The sequence below is a fragment of the Haloechinothrix halophila YIM 93223 genome (assembly GCF_000504245.1).
Classification (GTDB): Bacteria; Actinomycetota; Actinomycetes; order Mycobacteriales; family Pseudonocardiaceae; genus Haloechinothrix_A; species Haloechinothrix_A halophila.
The window spans coordinates 4,751,049-4,769,515 of sequence record NZ_KI632509.1 but is presented as its reverse complement, the minus strand read 5'-3'; the positions used below and the strand labels follow the sequence as shown (position 1 = coordinate 4,769,515).

Sequence of the window (18,467 nt, the reverse complement as noted above, 5' to 3'; positions counted from 1 at the left end):
TGCGGTGGGTGGTCGTCGACAACTCTCGCCATACGCGCTGCTACCTCGCACTATGCCGGGAATTCAGCGCTGACCGAACGGTCGAGAAGGTGCTCTCGCGGCGCGAACTCAGGGCCGCGAGTTTCACCTGGGGTGAAAACCGACTTTCACGCCATCGACCTATTGATTAGTGGTTCTACTAAGAATAAGTTATTAGCCAGTGGTTTGCGGTGATCAACGCCGATGCGCCGCCGGGGCCACCAGGTCGGGGTTGCGGGATCCAGCCATTGCGGCGAGGTGATCCATGCCTGTCGGCCCGACCGCGGACGGCGGAGGTCGTGCGGTCGCTGTGCGATTTTCCGGCTAGGCGGAATCGGTGCGTCGTGCGCGGATCCCGTAGCGGAGGAGGCAGTAGAAAGTGACGTGACCCTGCGACGCGCTGCGCACACGCGGCGTGTCTGACCGATCACATTTCCGGCCGTACCCGAAGGAAACTCGATGAAGAACGCGATGACCGACGAAACGGATGCGACACCCGCTTCCGGTAATGGCGACGCTGTGCAGCAAGCACAGGATTTCGGCGCCGACCCATTGCAGGTGCGTGATTCCGATCACTATGCCGACGAGTACGTCGAAGGTTTTGTTGACAAGTGGGATGACCTGATTGACTGGAAGAAGCGCTACGAGAGCGAGGGCAGCTTCTTCGTCGATCTGCTCAAGTCGCGTGGGGTGAAGTCCGTTCTCGACGTCGCGACGGGCACCGGCTTCCACTCGGTGCGGCTGATCGAAGAAGGCTTCGAGACGGTCAGCGTCGACGGCAGTCCCGAGATGCTGGCCAAGGCGTTCGAGAACGGCAAGAACTACGGCGGTCACATCCTGCGCGTCGTGCACGCCGACTGGCGCTGGCTCAACCGCGACGTCCACGGCGAGTTTGACGCCGTCATCTGCCTTGGCAACTCGTTCACCCACCTGTTCTCCGAGCGGGACCGTCGCAAAGCGCTCGCCGAGTTCTACGCCGTGCTCAAGCACGACGGTGTGCTGATCCTCGACCAGCGCAACTATGACACCATTTTGGACAATGGATTCTCGAGCAAGCACACCTATTACTACTGCGGCGACCAGGTGAGCGCCGAGCCCGAGTACGTCGACGAGGGCCTTGCGCGATTCCGGTACGACTTCCCGGACAAGTCGCAGTATCACCTCAACATGTTCCCCCTGCGGAAAGAATACGTCCGCAGGCTTTTGCGCGAGGTCGGTTTCCAGCACGTCGAAACATACGGCGATTTCCAGGAATCATTCTCGGCCGATGAGCCGGACTTCCTCGTTCATGTCGCGGAAAAGAATTACATCAAGTCGCTTGTCGACAAGACCAGCTATTCTTCCGCCGTCAATACGGCCCGCGAGTACTACAATTCTGACGACGCGGACAATTTCTACTACCACGTCTGGGGCGGCGAGGACATCCACGTCGGGCTGTACGAGCACCCGACGGAAGAGATCGCCCCGGCCAGCGTGCGCACGGTCGCTACGATGGCGAGCAAGGGCCAGTTCACCAAGGACACCCACGTTCTCGACGTCGGCGCTGGGTACGGTGGTGCCGCCAGGTACCTCGCCCGCACCTACGGGTGCAAGGTCACCTGTCTCAACCTCAGCGAGGTGGAGAACGACCGGAACCGCCAGCACAACACCGAGCAGGGGCTGGACCACCTGATCGATGTGGTTGACGGTTCGTTCGAGGACCTGCCGTTCGACGACAACACCTTCCACGTCATCTGGTCGCAGGATGCGATGCTGCACAGTGGTGACCGCGTCCGTGTCCTGCAGGAGGTTTCCCGCGTGCTCAAGCCGGGAGGGGAGTTCATCTTCACCGACCCGATGGCCGCCGACAGCGCGGATAAGGCCGGGCTGCGGCCGATCCTGGACCGGCTGCACCTCGAGTCGATGGGCTCGCCGGCGTTCTACCGCCGCGAGCTGAGTCGTCTCGGCATGGACGTGGTCGAATTCGATGACCGCACACCGCAGCTGGCCACCCACTACGGCCGGGTGCTCGAAGAGCTCCAGAAGCGGGAGGACGACATCTCCCAGCACGTCAGTGAGGAATACCGCACCCGCATGAAGGCGGGCCTGAAGCACTGGGTCGAGGGTGGCCGCGCGGGCAACCTCGCCTGGGGCATCTTCCACGCACGTTCCTGACCAACCGAACAACGAAGAAAGGTCGCATAGTGACTGCAAGTCGAAGGCTGTTCAGCAGCGAGTCGGTGACCGAGGGGCACCCGGACAAGATGGCGGACGCGATCAGCGACGCCATCCTGGACGCGATGCTCGCCGAGGATCCAACCTCGCGTGTCGCGGCGGAGACGCTGATCACCACGGGCCAGGTGCACATCGCCGGTGAGGTGACCACCAAGGCGTACGTCGACATCCCCTCCCTCGTACGCGACACCATCCTCGAGATCGGTTACGACTCCTCCGACAAGGGCTTCGACGGCGCATCCTGCGGGGTTAACGTGGCGATTGACCAGCAGTCGCCCGACATCGCGCAGGGCGTCGACACCGCGTACGAGTCGCGGGTGGACAACAAGCTCGACGAGATGGACAAGCAGGGCGCGGGTGACCAGGGCCTGATGTTCGGCTACGCGTGCTCCGACACGCCCGAGCTGATGCCGCTGCCGATCGCGCTGGCGCAGCGCCTCTCCCGCAGGCTGACCAAGGTCCGCAAGGAGGGCACGGTCGGTTACCTGCGTCCCGATGGCAAGACCCAGGTCACCATCGAGTACGACGGCGAGAAGCCCGCGCGGCTGGACACCGTCGTCATCTCCAGCCAGCACGCCGAGGGCATCGACCTCGACAAGCAGCTGGCGGTCGACCTCAAGAAGCACGTGATCGACCCGGAGATCTCCTCGCTCGGCCTTGAGGCGGAGAACCCGAAGATCCTGATCAACCCGACCGGCCGGTTCGTCGTCGGTGGCCCGATGGGTGACGCCGGTCTGACCGGCCGCAAGATCATCGTCGACACCTACGGCGGCATGGCCCGTCACGGTGGTGGCGCCTTCTCCGGTAAGGACCCGTCGAAGGTGGACCGCTCCGCCGCGTACGCGACGCGCTGGGTCGCCAAGAACGTCGTGGCCGCCGGTCTGGCCGAGCGCGCCGAGATCCAGGTCGCCTACGCCATCGGCAAGGCAGCCCCTGTCGGTCTGTTCGTCGAGACGTTCGGCACCGAGAAGGTCGACCCGGCCAAGATCCAGGCGGCCATCGACGAGGTCTTCGACCTGCGTCCCGCCGCGATCATCCGTGACCTTGACCTGCTGCGCCCGATCTATGGCCCGACCGCGGCGTACGGGCACTTCGGTCGTGAGGACCTCGACGTGCCGTGGGAGCGCACGGACCGGGCCGCCGCCCTGAAGGACGCCGCGAAGGCGTAACTTGCCGCCTCTCCGGGTGACGTTCCCCAGCTGGAACGTCACCCGGAGAGCGTCGCCCCACGACACTCACGACGTTCGACTCATTAAGAGGAGAGAGCCCGCATGCGTATCGCGGTGACCGGATCGATCGCGACCGACCACCTGATGTCCTTCTCCGGCAAGTTCAGCGACCAGTTGGTCGCCGACCAGCTGGACCACGTCTCGCTGTCCTTCCTGGTCGAGGAACTGGACATCCGCAGGGGAGGCGTGGCAGCCAACATCTCCTTCGCGCTGGGTCGCATGGGACTCTCACCGATCCTGGTCGGCGCCGTCGGCCACGACTTCGGTGACTACCGTTCGTGGCTTGACCGGCACGGCGTCGACACCAAGTCGGTGCACGTGTCCGAGGAGAAGCACACCGCGCGGTTCCTGTGCACCACAGACACGACGCAGAACCAGATCGCGTCGTTCTACGCTGGTGCGATGAGCGAGGCCCGCGAGATCGAGCTACAGACCGTCGCCGACCGCGTCGGCCAGCTCGACCTCGTCGTCGTCGCGCCGAACGACCCCGAGGCCATGCTGCGCCACACTGAGGAGTGCAGGCAGCGCGGCCTCACCTTCGCCGCCGACATCTCGCAGCAACTGGCCATCATGCCCGGCGAGGACGTCCGCAAGCTTGTTGACGGCGCGTCCTACCTGTTCACCAACGAGTACGAGAGTTCGCTGCTGCTCAAGCACACCGGCTGGACCACGGACGAGGTGCTGGACCGGGTCGGCAGCTGGGTCACCACCTACGGTGGCCAGGGTGTGCGCATCGAGAGCAAGCATCACGAGCCGGTGCAGGTCAAGGCCATTCCCGAGGTCAAGGAGGTGGAGCCGACCGGTGTCGGTGACGCCTTCCGCGCCGGCTTCCTGTGGGGCCTGAGCTGGAACCTGAGCCTGGAGCGCTCCGCACAGGTCGGCTGCGTGCTGGCCAGCATCGTGCTTGAGACCGTCGGCCCGCAGGAGTACCCGCTCGACCGCGCTGACTTCTCGGATCGTGCCGCGCGTGCCTACGGCAACGACGCTGCCGCCGAGATTGAGTCCAAACTGAGGGTGTGAGCACTGCCGGGATGACAATGGACAGTCGCTTCCTAGAGGCGCTGGAAAAACGCGTCCTCATCGCCGATGGCGGCATGGGGACCGCGTTGCAGGCCTACGACCTGATGCTGGACGACTTCGTCCAGCTGGAAGAGTGATACGAACGTGAGCCACATCCAGCCAGACCGCACCGAGGAGCTCTCCGCGCTGCTGCGTGAGCGCATCCTGATCATCGACGGTGCGATGGGCACGATGATCCAGCAGCAGTCGCCCAGCGAGGCCGAGTTCCGCGGCGAACGCTTCGCCGACTGGGGCTGCGACGTCAAGGGCAACGGTGACCTTCTGTCGCTCACCCAGCCGGAGCTGATCACCAGCATCACGCGTCAGTTTCTCGAGGCAGGCGCGGACATCGTCGAGACGAACACCTTCTCGGCGACCACGATCGCGCAGGCCGACTTCGAGATGCAGGAGCTGGTCTACGAGCTCAACTACGAGAGTTCACGGCTGGCGCGCGTCGCCGCGGACGAGTTCGCGACGCCGGAACGTCCGCGGTACGTCGCGGGCGCGCTGGGCCCGACCAACCGCACGGCGTCGATCTCTCCGGATGTCAACGACCCCGGCGCCCGCAACGTCACTTACGACGAGCTGGTCACCGCCTACCTCCAGCAGGCCAACGCCCTCGTAGACGGCGGCGCGGACCTGCTGCTGATCGAGACGATCTTCGACACGCTCAACGCGAAGGCCTGCATCTTCGCGCTGGAGACGCTGTTCGAGGAGCGTGGCCGCCGTTGGCCGGTGATGGTCTCGGGCACCATCACCGACGCCTCCGGCCGCACGCTGTCTGGTCAGACCACCGAGGCGTTCTTCAACTCGATCCGGCACATCAAGCCGCTGATGGTCGGCCTCAACTGCGCTCTCGGTGCGTCCGAGATGCGCCAATACGTCGCGGAGCTCAGCCGGATCGCGGACTGCTTCGTGCACTGCTACCCCAACGCGGGCTTGCCCAACGCGTTCGGCGAGTACGACGAGAGCCCCGAGCAGATGGCGCCCGTGGTCCGCGAGTTCGCCGAGGCCGGTCTGGTCAATGTGCTCGGCGGCTGCTGCGGCACCACCCCGGACCACATCGCCGCGATCGCGAAGGCGGCCGACGGACTGCCGCCTCGCAAGCCCGCCGAGCCCGAGCCCGCGATGCGGCTGTCCGGCCTGGAGCCCTTCAACGTCGACAACTCGTCGCTGTTCGTGAACGTGGGCGAGCGGACCAACATCACCGGCTCGGCCCGGTTCCGCAAGCTGATCAAGGACAGCGACTACGACACCGCCCTCTCGGTGGCCGTGCAGCAGGTGGAGAACGGCGCGCAGGTCATCGACGTCAACATGGACGAGGGCATGATCGACGGCGTCGAGGCGATGGACCGTTTCCTCAAGCTGATCGCCTCCGAACCCGACATCAGCCGCGTGCCGATCATGGTCGACTCCTCCAAGTGGGAAGTCATCGAGGCCGGCCTGAAGAACATCCAGGGCAAGCCGATCGTCAACTCGATCTCACTCAAGGCGGGCGAGGACGAGTTCATCGAGCAGGCCCAGCTCTGCAAGAAGTACGGCGCGGCCGTCGTCGTAATGGCCTTCGACGAGGACGGGCAGGCGGACAACCTCGAACGCCGCAAGGAGATCTGCAAGCGCGCCTATGACATCCTCGTCGACCGGGTCGGCTTCCCCCGCGAGGACATCGTCTTCGACCCGAACGTGTTCGCGGTCGCGACGGGCATCGAGGAACACGCCACGTACGGCATGGACTTCATCGAGGGCGCTCGTTGGATCAAGGAGAACCTGCCGGAAGCGAAGATCTCCGGCGGCATCTCCAACGTCTCGTTCTCCTTCCGCGGCAACAACACCGTGCGCGAGGCGATCCACGCGGTCTTCCTCTACCACGCGATCGACGCGGGCCTGGACATGGGAATCGTCAACGCGGGCGCGCTCGCCGTCTACGACGAGGTGGCGCCCGATCTGCGGGACGCCATCGAGGACGTCGTCCTGAACCGCACCGACGACTCCCAGGCAGCGACCGAGCGTTTGCTGGAGCTCGCCGAGCAGTACAAGGGCAGCGGGGACAACAACGACGAGACCGGCGGTGCTGCGGCTGAGTGGCGCGAGCTGCCGGTCGGCGAGCGGATCACGCACGCGCTAGTGAAGGGCATCGACGCCCACGTCGAGTCCGACACCGAGGAGCTGCGCGGCCAGATCGCCGAACGCGGCGGCCGGCCGATCGAGGTCATCGAGGGCCCGCTGATGGAGGGCATGAACGTCGTCGGCGACCTGTTCGGCGCCGGCAAGATGTTCCTGCCGCAGGTGGTCAAGAGCGCTCGGGTGATGAAGAAGGCCGTGGCGTATCTGATCCCCTTCATCGAGCAGGAGAAGGCGGACAACGGCACCACCGGCGCCAAGGACACCAACGGCACGGTGGTGCTGGCGACCGTGAAGGGCGACGTCCACGACATCGGCAAGAACATCGTCGGCGTGGTGCTGCAGTGCAACAACTACGAGGTCATCGACCTCGGCGTCATGGTGCCTGCTCAGAAGATCATCGACGCCGCGAAGGAGCATCAGGCCGACGTGATCGGGCTGTCCGGGCTGATCACCCCGTCGCTGGACGAGATGGTCAACTTCGCCTCCGAGCTGCAGCGGCAGGAGTTCGACATACCGCTGTTGCTCGGCGGTGCCACGACTTCGCGCGCACATACAGCGGTCAAGGTCGACAAGAAGTACCACGGCCCCGTGGTGTGGGTGAAGGATGCCTCACGCTCGGTGCCGGTGGTGGCGTCGCTGCTGCACGAGACGCAGCGCGAGACGCTGCTGGCCGAGGTCCAGGCCGATTACGATGCGCTGCGCGCTCGTCACGCGAACAAGCAGGACCGGCCGTTGGTCAGCCTCGAGCAGGCGCGGGAGAACCGTACTCCGGTGGACTGGTCGTCGTACACGCCGCCGGTGCCTGCCAAGCCGGGGGTGCACGTCTTCGAGGACTACGACCTGGCCGAGTTGCGCCCGTACATCGACTGGCAGCCGTTCTTCAACGCATGGGAGATGAAGGGCTCGTTCCCGGACATTCTCAACAACCCGTCGACCGGCGAGACCGCGCGCAAGCTGTACGACGACGCGCAGGCCATGCTCGACAAGCTGATCGAGGAGAAGTGGCTGACCGCCAACGGCGTCATCGGTCTCTTCCCTGCCAACGCGGTCGGCGACGACATCGAGCTGTACACCTCCGAACAGCGTGACGAGGTGGCCACCCGCCTGTTCAACCTGCGCCAGCAGGGCCAGCACCGCGAGGGCGTCCCGAACCGCTCCATCGGCGACTTCGTAGCGCCCAAGGAGACCGGCCTGGAGGACTGGGTCGGCGCGTTCGCCGTCACCGCGGGCCTCGGCTCGCAGCAGAAGGTGCAGGAGTTCAAGGACGCCCTCGACGACTACAACGCGATCCTGCTCGAGTCCCTGGCCGACCGTCTCGCGGAGGCGTTCGCCGAGCGGATGCACGAGCGGGTGCGCAAGGAGTTCTGGGGCTACGCGCCTGATGAGGAGCTGGACAACGTCGGTCTGATCAAGGAGCGGTACGACGGTATTCGCCCCGCCCCCGGCTACCCGGCGTGCCCGGAGCACACCGAGAAGCAGACGCTGTGGCAACTGCTCGATGTGGAGAAGACGGTCGGCATCGAGCTCACCGAGTCGATGGCGATGTGGCCCGGCGCGGCCGTCTCCGGCTTCTACTTCAGCCACCCCGAGTCGCGGTACTTCGTCGTCGGCCGACTCGGCCGCGACCAGGTCGAGGACTACGCCGCCCGCAAGGGCTGGTCGCTTGCCGAGGCGGAGCGCTGGCTGTCGGCCAACCTGGGCTACGACCCCGAGGACTGACGTATGGGCTCCATTAACCACCGAGGTGAGCCGTGCGACGAAGGTTTGACGTCGTACGGCAGTTCCTGCAAAACTCGAAATAGCGGCCGAGAGGCGCTGCAGCGGACGATCGTCCGCCACGCTCGGCCCCATCTCTTGCAGAAAGGGCGCCTTCTTGCGAGGAGGCCGACCGTGTTGACAGGTCAGTTCCCTGATCCCGTCGCTCGCGCGGCGTCCCCTTTGTTCCCGTAATCCCCTAGCTCGACCCGCGCGGTCGCAGGGGGCGCGGGTCGAAATGATCGAAAGGAAGTTATGAGCACGAAGTTGCAGCAGGTAGGCGGTCTTGAGTTCGCCGTCGCCGACCTTTCACTTGCCGAAGCCGGCAGGCACCAGATCCGGTTGGCCGAGCACGAGATGCCCGGCCTGATGGCGACTCGCAGGGAGTTCGCGGACTCCAAGCCGCTGAAGGGCGCGCGGATCGCGGGCTCGCTGCACATGACCGTGCAGACCGCCGTGCTGATCGAGACCCTTGTCGACCTCGGCGCCGAGGTGCGCTGGGTGTCCTGCAACATCTTCTCGACGCAGGACGAGGCCGCCGCCGCGGTCGTCGTCGGCCGGAACGGCACCCCGGAGAAGCCGGAGGGTGTCTCGGTGTTCGCCTGGAAGGGCGAGACCCTCGAAGAGTACTGGTGGTGCACCGACCAGCTGTTCCAGTTCGGTGACAAGGGCCCGAACATGATCCTGGACGACGGCGGCGACGCCACGCTGCTGGTCCACAAGGGTGTCGAGTTCGAGGCCGCCGGTGCCGTGCCGGAGCCGACCGAGGACGACCCGGACGAGTACAAGGTCGTGCTGGCCACGCTGAAGAAGAGCCTGGCCGCCGACTCGAAGCGGTTCACCAAGATCGCCGAGCAGATCAAGGGTGTCACCGAGGAGACCACCACCGGTGTCCTGCGGCTGTACGAGTTCGCCAAGACCGGTGACCTGCTGTTCCCGGCGATCAACGTCAACGACTCGGTCACCAAGTCGAAGTTCGACAACAAGTACGGCTGCCGCCACTCGCTGGCCGACGGCATCAACCGCGCCACCGACGTCCTGATCGGTGGCAAGGTCGCGGTCGTCGCTGGCTTCGGTGACGTCGGCAAGGGCTCCGCCGAGTCGCTGCGTGGCCAGGGCGCCCGGGTCATCATCACCGAGATCGACCCGATCTGTGCGCTGCAGGCCGCGATGGAGGGCTACGAGGTGGCCACCATCGAGGACGTCGTCGACAAGGCCGACATCTTCATCACCACGACCGGTAACTTCAACATCCTCACCGCCGACCACATGGCGAAGATGAAGCACCAGGCCATCGTGGGCAACATCGGCCACTTCGACAACGAGATCGACATGGCCGGCCTGGAGAAGACCCCGGGCATCAAGAAGGTCGAGATCAAGCCGCAGGTGCACGAGTACGTGTTCCCGGACGGTCACTCGATCATCGTGCTGAGCGAGGGTCGACTGCTCAACCTGGGTAACGCCACCGGCCACCCGAGCTTCGTGATGTCGAACAGCTTCACCAACCAGGTGATGGCGCAGATGGAGATCTTCACCAAGCCGGACGAGTACAAGAAGGACGTCTACGTGCTGCCGAAGCACCTCGACGAGAAGGTCGCCCGGCTGCACCTCGACGCCCTTGGCGTGAAGCTCACCAAGCTGACCAAGGAGCAGGCCGAGTACATCGGCGTCGACGTCGAGGGCCCGTACAAGCCCGAGCACTACCGGTACTGATCGGCGCGTGTCTCGCCCGGCACGGCTGACGCCATGAGTCGTGCCGGGCGGTACGTGCCCGTTTCAGTGACGTAGTTCGTGTCTGCGTGGACCCGAGAAGGCGATTCGTACATGAAGACCATTGCCCTAGAGCTGGTGCCGCCGGAGATTGACGGCGGCGAGCAGCGGGCTGTCGAAGAAGGCCAGAAAGTCGCGCGGGTGGCCGAGGAAACCGGCCTGTCCGGTGCCATCAAGCACGTCATGATCCCCGGCATGATCGCCGAGGAGGACGACCGGCCCGTCGAGCTGAAGCCGAGGATGGACGTCCTCGACTTCTGGCAGCGGCTCCGTCCCGAACTCCCCGACATGCGCGGGCTGTGCACCCAGGTCACCGCGTTCGACGCCAAACCGCAACTGACCGACCGACTGAACGCGCTGCGCACCGCTGGCATGGACGGCATCACCTTCGTCGGCGTGCCGCGCACCATGGCCGACGGCGACGGACCCGGCATGGCGCCGACCGACGCGCTGGCCGAGTTCACCGGCATCGTGCCGAACCGCGGCGTGATCCTCATCCCGACTCGGGAGGGCGAGCACGGCCGGTTCAACTTCAAGTGCAACCAGGGCGCCACATACGCCATGACGCAGTTGCTGTTCTCCGACTCGATCGTGGACTTCCTGCGGGACTTCGCGAAGCAGACCGACCACCGGCCGGACGTGCTGTTGTCGTTCGGCTTCGTGCCGGGTATCGAGAAGAAGATCGGGCTGATCGACTGGCTCATCCAGGACCCCGGCAACCGGGTGGTCAAGGAGGAGCAGGAGTTCGTCGCGCGGCTGGCGGAGTCCTCGTTCGCCGAGAAGAAGCGCGAGCTGGTCGAGCTGTACAAGCGGGTGATCGACCAGGTCGCCGACCTCGGCTTCGAGATCAGCATCCACCTCGAGGCGCCGTACGGCGTGTCCAACCCCGCGTTCGAGACGTTCGCGGAGATGCTGGACTACTACTCGCCGGTGTCGTTCTGATCGAGTTGTGCTAGTCCGGTCTCGCTGACCGGTTACCGCCTGCGCCCCGTGCACCGTCTGGTGCGCGGGGCGCAGGCGTATGTGTAGGGCGAATGCGCGGTGGACGTCGGTGCTGGAGACGGCGAAGCCTCAGCTCCACACCTGCTGGGGGATGCGGTCCAAGATGTCGCAGCGGAGGTCGAGCGCGGGGACGAGGTTGTCCGGATCGCGGTGGTCGCCCACCTCGTGCAGGACGTCGAGGTGCCCGCCGAGTAGCCAGAACCCGCGCGGCTGCCGGGGATCGGTGAGCAGGAACTCGATCAGGTCCGGATGCAGCACCGCGCGAGCGAACTGCTCGTCCTCGCCGTCGACCGGACGACGCTGCGGGGTGTCAGCCGGTGTAGCCGTGGGGCGGGTACGGCGGGTAGCCGCCATAAGGTGGATTCATTCCGTACGGCTGCTGGAGCTTGCGCAGTGCGGAGCGGCGGCGGAAGAACGTGACCAGACCGATGATCACCGCGATGAGCGAGCCGAGCAGCGCGAGCCCGAACGCGCTGAAGATCATCGCGACCATGCCGAACACTGAGGTATGAGGTCCGACACCGAACCTGATCGTCTCCGGGGTGTCCGCTGTGGCGACGCAGGTGACCGTGTATGTGCCGCTTGGGACGGGGTTGGCCGAGCGCAGCAGGACTTGCCATTCGGTGCCGCTGGCGGTGACCGTCTCGGTGCCCTTCGTCGGTCCCAGTTCGACTGGCGTGCCGCCGCCGTCGGTCACTCGGCACTGGCCGCTGGCTGGGGTTCGGTCGACGAAGACGGTGAGGCCTTCCTCGTCCAGCGTGATCTGGCGTTCCTCGCCAGCAGCCAACTCAGCGACGGGCCCGGGGAAGCTGGTGACGGCGCGGTAGCCGAGCAGTGCCGCTCCCACCAGCGCGAGCACGAACACGCCGACCGCGACACCGTAGAGCGCCTTCGACGGCTTGACGTCGGGTTGCCCTGGGCCGTGGGGTGTGTCGTACGGCTGGTACGGCGGCGTTGTCATGGTCGGGGATGGTATGCGGCGCGCGTCTATCTCCGCGTGTTGATCAGGGACCCTGCGCTTGGAACCATGACAGCCGGACATATCAGGCACATTGTGGGCCCACCGGCAGGGTCCCTGATCAACAAATATCCTGCCGCCCGGCCAGCGGCAGCAGCAAGATCAACTCGTTTACGGTCGTCGCTGGGTCAATCCGCTGGCGCGACGACCGCGAGTCCCACGGAACGCGCTGCTTCGGCTTGCCGGACGTCGTACGTCGCCATCTCGTCGGCGGCGACGCGGATGGCGACGGCGACATGCAACGCGTCGAGGCTGCGGAGGTGTTTGCCTGGCAGCAGCCCGGCTTCGACGAACGCGGCGCGATCCGGTTCGTACAGGTCGATACGATCGAGGACGTCGGACACCCGCGACTGGTCGAGGTCAAGTCGCACGGCAAGGCGTCGCAACTCGGTTTCGAGGAGCACGCTCGACACGATGTCGACCTCCTCGGTGGCGAGCCGATCGAGATGTGCGCTGAGTGCTGCTGATTCGTGTTCCGTGACCAGAAGCTTCGCTGCCGCCGAGGTTTCGAGATAGACGGTCAACGATCGCCTCGGAGGTCGTCGAGGAGTTGCTGCACGGGCTGCTCAATGCGCACGCGAGGCAGGTCGGAGAACCCGGCGCGATACTTGGCGCGTCGTACCCGCAGCGCGGTAGGTGCTGGTTGCGTCGGTGGCACCAGGACCGCGACGACTTCGCCGTGATTGCTGATCTGGATACTTTCCCCAGCTTGCACGTCGCGCAGCACGGCGCTGCTGTTGTTCCGCAGCTCGCGGTGCGGGATCACTCGGGCCATACGACTAACCTCCGTAGCAATCGTAGCACGTGCCGGGTGGTCGCGCGGTGAGGAAGCCGAAGACCGCCGGTCTCGGCGTCGATCGCGGCTCGGTCATGGCCATACGATTCGGGGCGTCACTATCGCCTTCGTGTCGCAAAACAAAACCGCAGGCCAGCGGGAGGCTGACCTGCGGTGGAAGTGCGCCGACAGGGACTCGAACCCCGAACCCGCTGGTTAAGAGCCAGCTGCTCTGCCAATTGAGCTATCGGCGCGAAGAAACTCACCGGCACCCGGCCGGTGCGACGTTGAAAACGTTAGCACGGCACGATCGGACGGCTTCGCGCAGGGGGTACCGAATGGTGTCGGAGCTGAGTCGGGATAGTGATCTCATAGCGGACAACGTCCGACAGACTTGACGCGTCGACACGGGCGAATGCCACGGGAAGCGTGGGCGACAAGTCACCGGCTTATGGGGAGAGTCAGGATGCCGAATACACGGCGGGTTTTCGCTGCCGTCATGGGGGTTTGCCTTATCGCGGGCGGATGCACGACGCCCACCAGTGCGGAGGAGTCGAGCGCGGCGAGCCCGGCCTCGCCGCCCGAAACCCAGTCCCTTGAGCTTGATCTGAGACCCGGTCCGAAGGCGGACGACGTCGAACCGGGCAAGCCAGTCACGGTCGCGGCCGAGCATGGCGAGTTGACGAAAGTCACGCTGATCGGGGCCGACGGCACTGTTGTCAAGGGCTCGCTCAACAACGACAGCACCGCATGGCGGGCTGGGGAGAAGCTCGGGTTCGGTAAGGAGTACACGCTGACGGCGCGCGGGGTCGGCGAGGACGGTGAACGCGCGATGAAGCGCGCCACATTCACCACGGCGGTTCCCGCGCAGACGGTGTCGGTCACCCCCGCTGTCGTCGACGGGGCCACTGTCGGCGTCGGCATGCCGGTTTCGTTCCGGTTTAGCGCGCCGATCAGCGACAAAGACGCCGCCGAACGGGCGCTGCGGGTCACGTCGGAGCCGAAGACGAAGGGCGGTTTCTACTGGTTCAACGACGAGTGGGTGGTGTGGCGTCCGAAGGATCACTGGGAGCCGGGCACCGAGGTCACCATCGATGCCGACATCTACGGCAGGGACTTCGGCAACGACATGTACGGCGCCCAGGACGTCAGCACCAGCATGACCATCGGCAAGCGCGTGGTCGCCGTCGCCAACGGCAAGACCCACCACATGAGCGTGTGGATTGATGGCCACAAGGTGAAGCGGATGCCGATCTCCATGGGCAAGCCGACGCACCCGACGCCGCACGGCACCTACACCGTGATGAGCGAGCACTACGACTACACGATGGACTCATCGACGTACGGCGTTCCGGTCGACGACGATGAGGGCTACGAGATCACGGTGTCGCACGCCACCCGGTTGTCGTACAGCGGAATCTTCTACCACTCCGCGCCGTGGTCGGTGGGTGATCAGGGCAATCGCAACGTCAGTCACGGCTGCCTCAACCTGTCCACCGCCGACGCCGAGTGGATGATGAACAACTCCAAACCGGGTGACCTGGTCCGGGTCGTCAAGAGCGGTGGTCAACGGCTGGAGCCGACGGATGGCTTCAGCGTCTGGCAGTTGCCGTGGCGGGAGTGGCGCACCGGCGGTGTGGACTGACCGGTGTGGATTGACCAGCCGGTTGGTGCCGACGTCGTGAGCACCCGGAACCGGCTGAACCGCTCCGGTGCGGCCGGCCGCGAGGGCCGACCGCACCGGGCTTCGCTCAGAGCGCGCCGCGCTCCCATGGTCCGGTGACGGCGTAGGTGACGCCAGGGCTTTGGGCGTTGAAGAAGAGGATCCTGCCGTCGGGGCTGAACGTCGCCCCAGCGAGCTCGGTGGTGTTCGCGCTGTTCAGGCCCGCGAAGTCGAAGATCTGGCCCTTATTGGTGACGCCGCGCAGCATGTCCCTGCCGTCGCCGTCCTCGCACAGCACCAACCCGCCGGTGTTGGGGGAAACGCACATGTTGTCCGGGCTCTGCAGCAGTTCCGGGTCGGTCGACTCGTAAACCAGTACGAGCTGGCCACCCGAGTTGCCGCGCGGCCGGTACTCCCACACTTGGCCGAGACCGGCGTCACCGCCGCTGGTGGAGACGATGTAGATCGACCCGTCGCCGTACCAGGCGCCTTCCAGCCGTGCGAACACAGCGGCGCCCTGCTCGCGGCCCTGGTGGAACACGGCGAGGGTGTCGTCGCTGTCTGGGTCGGGGTCGGCGATGTCGACCCACTCCACCGGCAGCGGCTTACCGACCCGCTGGCTGAGTCGCGTGTCGTACCGCGGCTGGCTCTTGATCGCGAGCATTTGCAGCCTGCCGCCAGCGCCGAGATTGCCGGGCTCGTCCGGCAGGAAGCGGTAGAAGCCCGCGGAGCCCCGGTCCTCGGTTTCGTAGACGATGCCGGTGCCCGGGTCGATGGCGACGGCTTCGTGCACGAACCGGCCCATCGCCTTGTACGGCACCGGTTCCACCGGGCTGTCGGCGTCAGCGGGCACCTCGAAGATGTAGCCGTGCGGCGTGTCAACGCCCAAGCCAGTGAAGGTCTCCTCGCAGGTCAGCCACGTTCCCCACGGGGTAGGACCGCCAGCGCAGTTGCGGATCGTGCCCGCGATCGTCGGGTGGGTGGCTCGCAGCGACATGCTCTCCGGGTCGAACAGCATCGTCGTGGTGCCGCCCGCCGCGAGCGCGTCGTAGGCGGGTGAGGCGAACGCGGGGCCGTCGCTCTGCTCGTGGTTGCGCACCAGCCGGATCAGGCCGTCGTCGCCGGCGAACGCCGCCATGCCGTCGTGACGTCCCGGCGTCGGGGTGCCGTCGCTCATCGGGGTACCGGTGTGTCCGAACGCGGTGTAGGTGAAGCCAGCGGGCAGCAGCAACTCGCCACCCGGCGCGGGCTGGAGCGGTCCGTAGCCGCCGTTGTCGGGAGCTTGCTCAGCGGGCTTGCCGCCGTGGCCGCGGGTCGCCGCTTCGGCGCTGGTGGTGCGCATCAGGCCGAGCAGCGTGGCGGTCGCCCCCGCCGCGGCGCCTGCCTTGAGGAAACCGCGCCGGGTCGGCGCCGTGCTGGCCGGTGTGTGGTGGGTCGACATGGTGGTGCTCCTCCAACTCGGGTGTCGTCGCGGTCGATCGGGGTGGACCGCGACCCCGCTAAGCCCACACGCTTTCGGGTGAAGCCGACTACGGCGATTCGATGAACTCACGTTGAACGCCGCGTAGGTGCACGGCGTCGACTCGGCTGATGCCTGCCACACGCAGCAGAGAGGCCCTTTCCCGCGTGTGGGAAAGGGCCTCTCCGTGGGGTGGATAACCGGACTTGAACCGGCGACCTCCTGGACCACAACCAGGCGCTCTGCCAACTGAGCTATACCCACCATGCGCGCACGTCGATGACGCGCTAGCCATGACATCGTAGCGTGCCGCCGATGCGGCCAGACGTCCGGCCCTGTCAGTCGCCGGGGGTATCCGGCGCCGAGGCCTCCATGCCCTGCCGCACGACGTCTTCCGCGACCGCCTTCGCCTCCTCGCTGGACGGGCCGGGATGCCCGACGAACGCCGTCCTGCGGTAGTAGCTCAGCTCGCTGATCGACTCCTTGATGTCCGCCAGCGCGCGGTGTGCCAGCCCCTTCTCCGGCTTCGCGTAATAGATCCTCGGGTACCAGCGGTGCACCAGCTCCTTCACCGAGGAGACGTCGACCATCCGGTAGTGCAGGTGCTCGTCGAGCTTGGGCATGTCGCGAGCGATGTAGCCGCGGTCGGTCGCGATGGAGTTGCCCGCCAGCGGTGCCGTCTTCGGCTCGGGTACCCACGAGCGGATGTAGTCGAGCACCTGCTGCTCGGCCTGCTCCAGGGTGACCGTCGAGCGGCGCACCTCGTCGGTCAGCCCCGACGCGGCGTGCATGTCACGTACGACGTCCGGCATCCCGGCCAGGACGTCGTCATCGGCGTGGATGACCACGTCGATGCCCTCGCCGAGGATGTTCAGGTCGGCGTCGGTGACCAGCGCGGCGATCTCGATCAGCGCGTCCTTCGCGAGGTCGAGGCCGGTCATTTCACAGTCGATCCAGACAAGACGATCGTTCACGCGCCAGACAGTAGCTCACCGGCGCCGGGTGGTGGATCAGGCGCGTGGTGGTCCCCACGAGACGCACACCACGGATGGCCTCGCGCGCGGGGTGGGCGCGAGCGGTAGCGTGCGGGCACGCGCGTGCAGGCATGGGAGGTTGGCGATGGCGGAACCGCATCGCATCGTAATCGTTGGAGCGGGTCTCGCGGGGGCCACCGCGGCGATATCGCTGCGCAAGCAGGGCTTCGACGGCGACGTGCTGCTACTCGGCGCGGAGCACCATCGACCGTACGAGCTGCCAGCGCTCTCCAAGAGCGTGCTGCTGCACGACACCGACGAGCCGGACTGGGTCGCCGACGAGAACTACTACGTCAAGCACGGCATCGACCTGCGGCGCGGTGTCGAGGCCACCCGCATCGAGCTGGGCGCGCGGACGCTCACCGACGTAGTCGGGGCGGAGCACAGTTTCGATCGGCTGCTGCTCGCGACCGGCTCCCGCCCGCGCACTCTCGACGTCCCCGGCGCCGATCTGCCCGGTGTCGCGACGCTGCGCACCCTCGATGACGCCCTCGACCTGCGCACGGCCATCGAGGACGCCCAGGACGTGCTGATCGTCGGCGCGGGCTGGATCGGCTGCGAGGCCGCCGCTGCCGCCCGATCGGCGGGCGCGGACGTGACGGTCGTCGAGCCGCAGCCGCTACCGCTGGTTTCGCTCGGTGACGACGTCGCCACGGTGTTCCGCGACCTGCACGCCGACCACGGCGTGCAGTGGCGGCTGGCGACGTCGGTAACCCGCTTCCTCGGCGATGAGCAGGTCGACGGCGCCGAGCTGTCCGACGGCAGCCACGTCGCCGCTGACGTCGTGCTGGTCGCGGTCGGGGCGGCACCCCGGTCGCAGCTGGCTCGCGCCGCCGGGCTGGAGGTGGCCGACGACGGTGGTGTCGACGTCGACGCCGGACTGCGTAGCGCGTCTCCCGCCATCTACGCCGCTGGCGACGTCGCGGCGCACTTCCACCCCCGCTACGGCAGGCGCATCCGTGTCGAGCACTGGGCGAACGCGAAGTGGCAGGGCGAGCACGTCGCGGGCAACCTTCTCGGCGAGCACGAGCCCTATACCGCGACGCCGTATTTCTTCACCGACCAGTACGACCTCGGCTGCGAGTACCGGGGCCTGGCCGACCCCGACCTGGACGAACTGGTGGTGCGTGGTGACCTGGGCTCGCGCGAGTTCATCGCGTTCTGGCGGCACGGCGGCAGGGTGACCGCCGCCATGAACGTCAACACCTTCGACGACGCTGACGCGCTGCGCACGCTGGTCGACGACCGGGCGGCGGTCACCCCGGAGCAGCTGCGTGATGCCGACCTCGCCGACCTGGCCGACGCCGTGTCATAGGGGCTCGCTCGCGCCAACGGATTTCCCGAACG

15 protein-coding genes, 2 tRNA genes and 1 riboswitch are annotated in these 18,467 nt (G+C 66.3%); of the genes, 9 read left to right on the top strand and 8 right to left on the bottom strand.

Features of this window, described 5'->3' with window-relative positions; translation table 11 throughout:
* Positions 1-489: 489 nt before the first annotated feature.
* The 7 genes from AMYHA_RS21715 (at position 490) to AMYHA_RS21690 (ending at position 11,111) form a co-directional block, all read left to right on the top strand.
* Complete coding sequence (locus AMYHA_RS21715) at positions 490-2,172, top strand: glycine/sarcosine N-methyltransferase (RefSeq protein WP_231104976.1); 1,683 nt, start codon at positions 490-492, stop codon at positions 2,170-2,172.
* A gap of 29 nt (positions 2,173-2,201) precedes the next feature.
* Positions 2,202-3,401 (top strand): methionine adenosyltransferase, encoded by a 1,200-nt coding sequence (gene metK / locus AMYHA_RS21710; RefSeq protein ID WP_034274054.1) that lies wholly within the window; start codon positions 2,202-2,204, stop codon positions 3,399-3,401.
* A gap of 102 nt (positions 3,402-3,503) precedes the next feature.
* Entirely contained in the window at positions 3,504-4,481 is a 978-nt protein-coding gene (locus tag AMYHA_RS21705) for a carbohydrate kinase family protein (protein ID WP_034274052.1), read from the top strand.
* Positions 4,478-4,618: a hypothetical protein gene (locus tag AMYHA_RS27195; RefSeq protein WP_157362296.1), complete on the top strand. Its 141-nt coding sequence runs from the start codon at positions 4,478-4,480 to the stop codon at positions 4,616-4,618. The genes AMYHA_RS21705 and AMYHA_RS27195 overlap by 4 nt, the downstream gene beginning before the upstream one ends.
* A 7-nt stretch (positions 4,619-4,625) precedes the next feature.
* Complete coding sequence (gene metH / locus AMYHA_RS21700; RefSeq protein ID WP_034274050.1) at positions 4,626-8,363, top strand: methionine synthase; 3,738 nt, start codon at positions 4,626-4,628, stop codon at positions 8,361-8,363.
* A gap of 82 nt (positions 8,364-8,445) precedes the next feature.
* A riboswitch (S-adenosyl-L-homocysteine riboswitch) is annotated at positions 8,446-8,522 on the top strand.
* Between the two features lie 132 nt (positions 8,523-8,654).
* On the top strand, positions 8,655-10,112 hold the full coding sequence (gene ahcY, locus AMYHA_RS21695; RefSeq protein ID WP_034274048.1) for an adenosylhomocysteinase: 1,458 nt from the start codon (positions 8,655-8,657) through the stop codon (positions 10,110-10,112).
* A 111-nt stretch (positions 10,113-10,223) separates the two neighbouring features.
* The gene (locus AMYHA_RS21690; protein WP_034274046.1) at positions 10,224-11,111 is read left to right on the top strand and encodes a mycobacterial-type methylenetetrahydrofolate reductase; all 888 of its coding nucleotides are present in this window, start codon (positions 10,224-10,226) and stop codon (positions 11,109-11,111) included.
* Positions 11,112-11,240: 129 nt separating this feature from the next.
* Here the strand turns inward: AMYHA_RS21690 and AMYHA_RS21685 are convergent, their stop codons facing one another.
* The 5 genes from AMYHA_RS21685 to AMYHA_RS21665 all read right to left on the bottom strand — a co-directional run bounded on the left by AMYHA_RS21685 (position 11,241) and on the right by AMYHA_RS21665 (position 13,218).
* Positions 11,241-11,525, bottom strand: a complete 285-nt coding sequence (locus AMYHA_RS21685) for a hypothetical protein (RefSeq protein ID WP_051400167.1) — start codon at positions 11,523-11,525, stop codon at positions 11,241-11,243.
* Entirely contained in the window at positions 11,482-12,132 is a 651-nt protein-coding gene (locus tag AMYHA_RS21680; RefSeq protein ID WP_034274044.1) for a hypothetical protein, read from the bottom strand. Before AMYHA_RS21680 ends, AMYHA_RS21685 begins: the two co-directional genes overlap by 44 nt.
* Positions 12,133-12,317: 185 nt before the next feature.
* Positions 12,318-12,713 carry a type II toxin-antitoxin system VapC family toxin gene (locus AMYHA_RS21675; RefSeq protein ID WP_034274042.1) on the bottom strand — a complete coding sequence of 132 codons (396 nt, stop codon included), beginning with the start codon at positions 12,711-12,713 and terminating at the stop codon, positions 12,318-12,320.
* Entirely contained in the window at positions 12,710-12,964 is a 255-nt protein-coding gene (locus tag AMYHA_RS21670; protein WP_034274040.1) for a type II toxin-antitoxin system Phd/YefM family antitoxin, read from the bottom strand. The genes AMYHA_RS21675 and AMYHA_RS21670 overlap by 4 nt, the downstream gene beginning before the upstream one ends.
* A 181-nt stretch (positions 12,965-13,145) precedes the next feature.
* Positions 13,146-13,218, bottom strand: a tRNA-Lys gene (locus AMYHA_RS21665).
* 245 nt (positions 13,219-13,463) lie between these two features.
* On the opposite strand from AMYHA_RS21665, the gene AMYHA_RS21660 reads away from it, so the two are divergent.
* A complete protein-coding gene (locus tag AMYHA_RS21660) occupies positions 13,464-14,609 on the top strand; it encodes a L,D-transpeptidase (RefSeq protein ID WP_157362294.1) in 1,146 nt (381 codons plus the stop codon).
* Positions 14,610-14,715: 106 nt separating this feature from the next.
* On the opposite strand, the gene AMYHA_RS21655 is transcribed toward AMYHA_RS21660, so the two are convergent.
* The 3 genes from AMYHA_RS21655 to orn form a co-directional block, all read right to left on the bottom strand.
* Positions 14,716-16,068, bottom strand: coding sequence for an alkaline phosphatase PhoX (locus AMYHA_RS21655; RefSeq protein WP_034274035.1), 1,353 nt, complete (start codon positions 16,066-16,068; stop codon positions 14,716-14,718).
* 206 nt (positions 16,069-16,274) lie between these two features.
* Positions 16,275-16,350: transfer RNA gene (locus tag AMYHA_RS21650), tRNA-His, on the bottom strand.
* 74 nt (positions 16,351-16,424) lie between these two features.
* Positions 16,425-17,060, bottom strand: coding sequence for an oligoribonuclease (gene orn / locus AMYHA_RS21645; RefSeq protein WP_034274032.1), 636 nt, complete (start codon positions 17,058-17,060; stop codon positions 16,425-16,427).
* Positions 17,061-17,205: 145 nt separating this feature from the next.
* Here orn and AMYHA_RS21640 point away from each other — a divergent pair, with 145 nt between their 5' ends.
* Positions 17,206-18,435: an NAD(P)/FAD-dependent oxidoreductase gene (locus AMYHA_RS21640; protein WP_034274029.1), complete on the top strand. Its 1,230-nt coding sequence runs from the start codon at positions 17,206-17,208 to the stop codon at positions 18,433-18,435.
* Positions 18,436-18,467 lie beyond the last annotated feature (32 nt).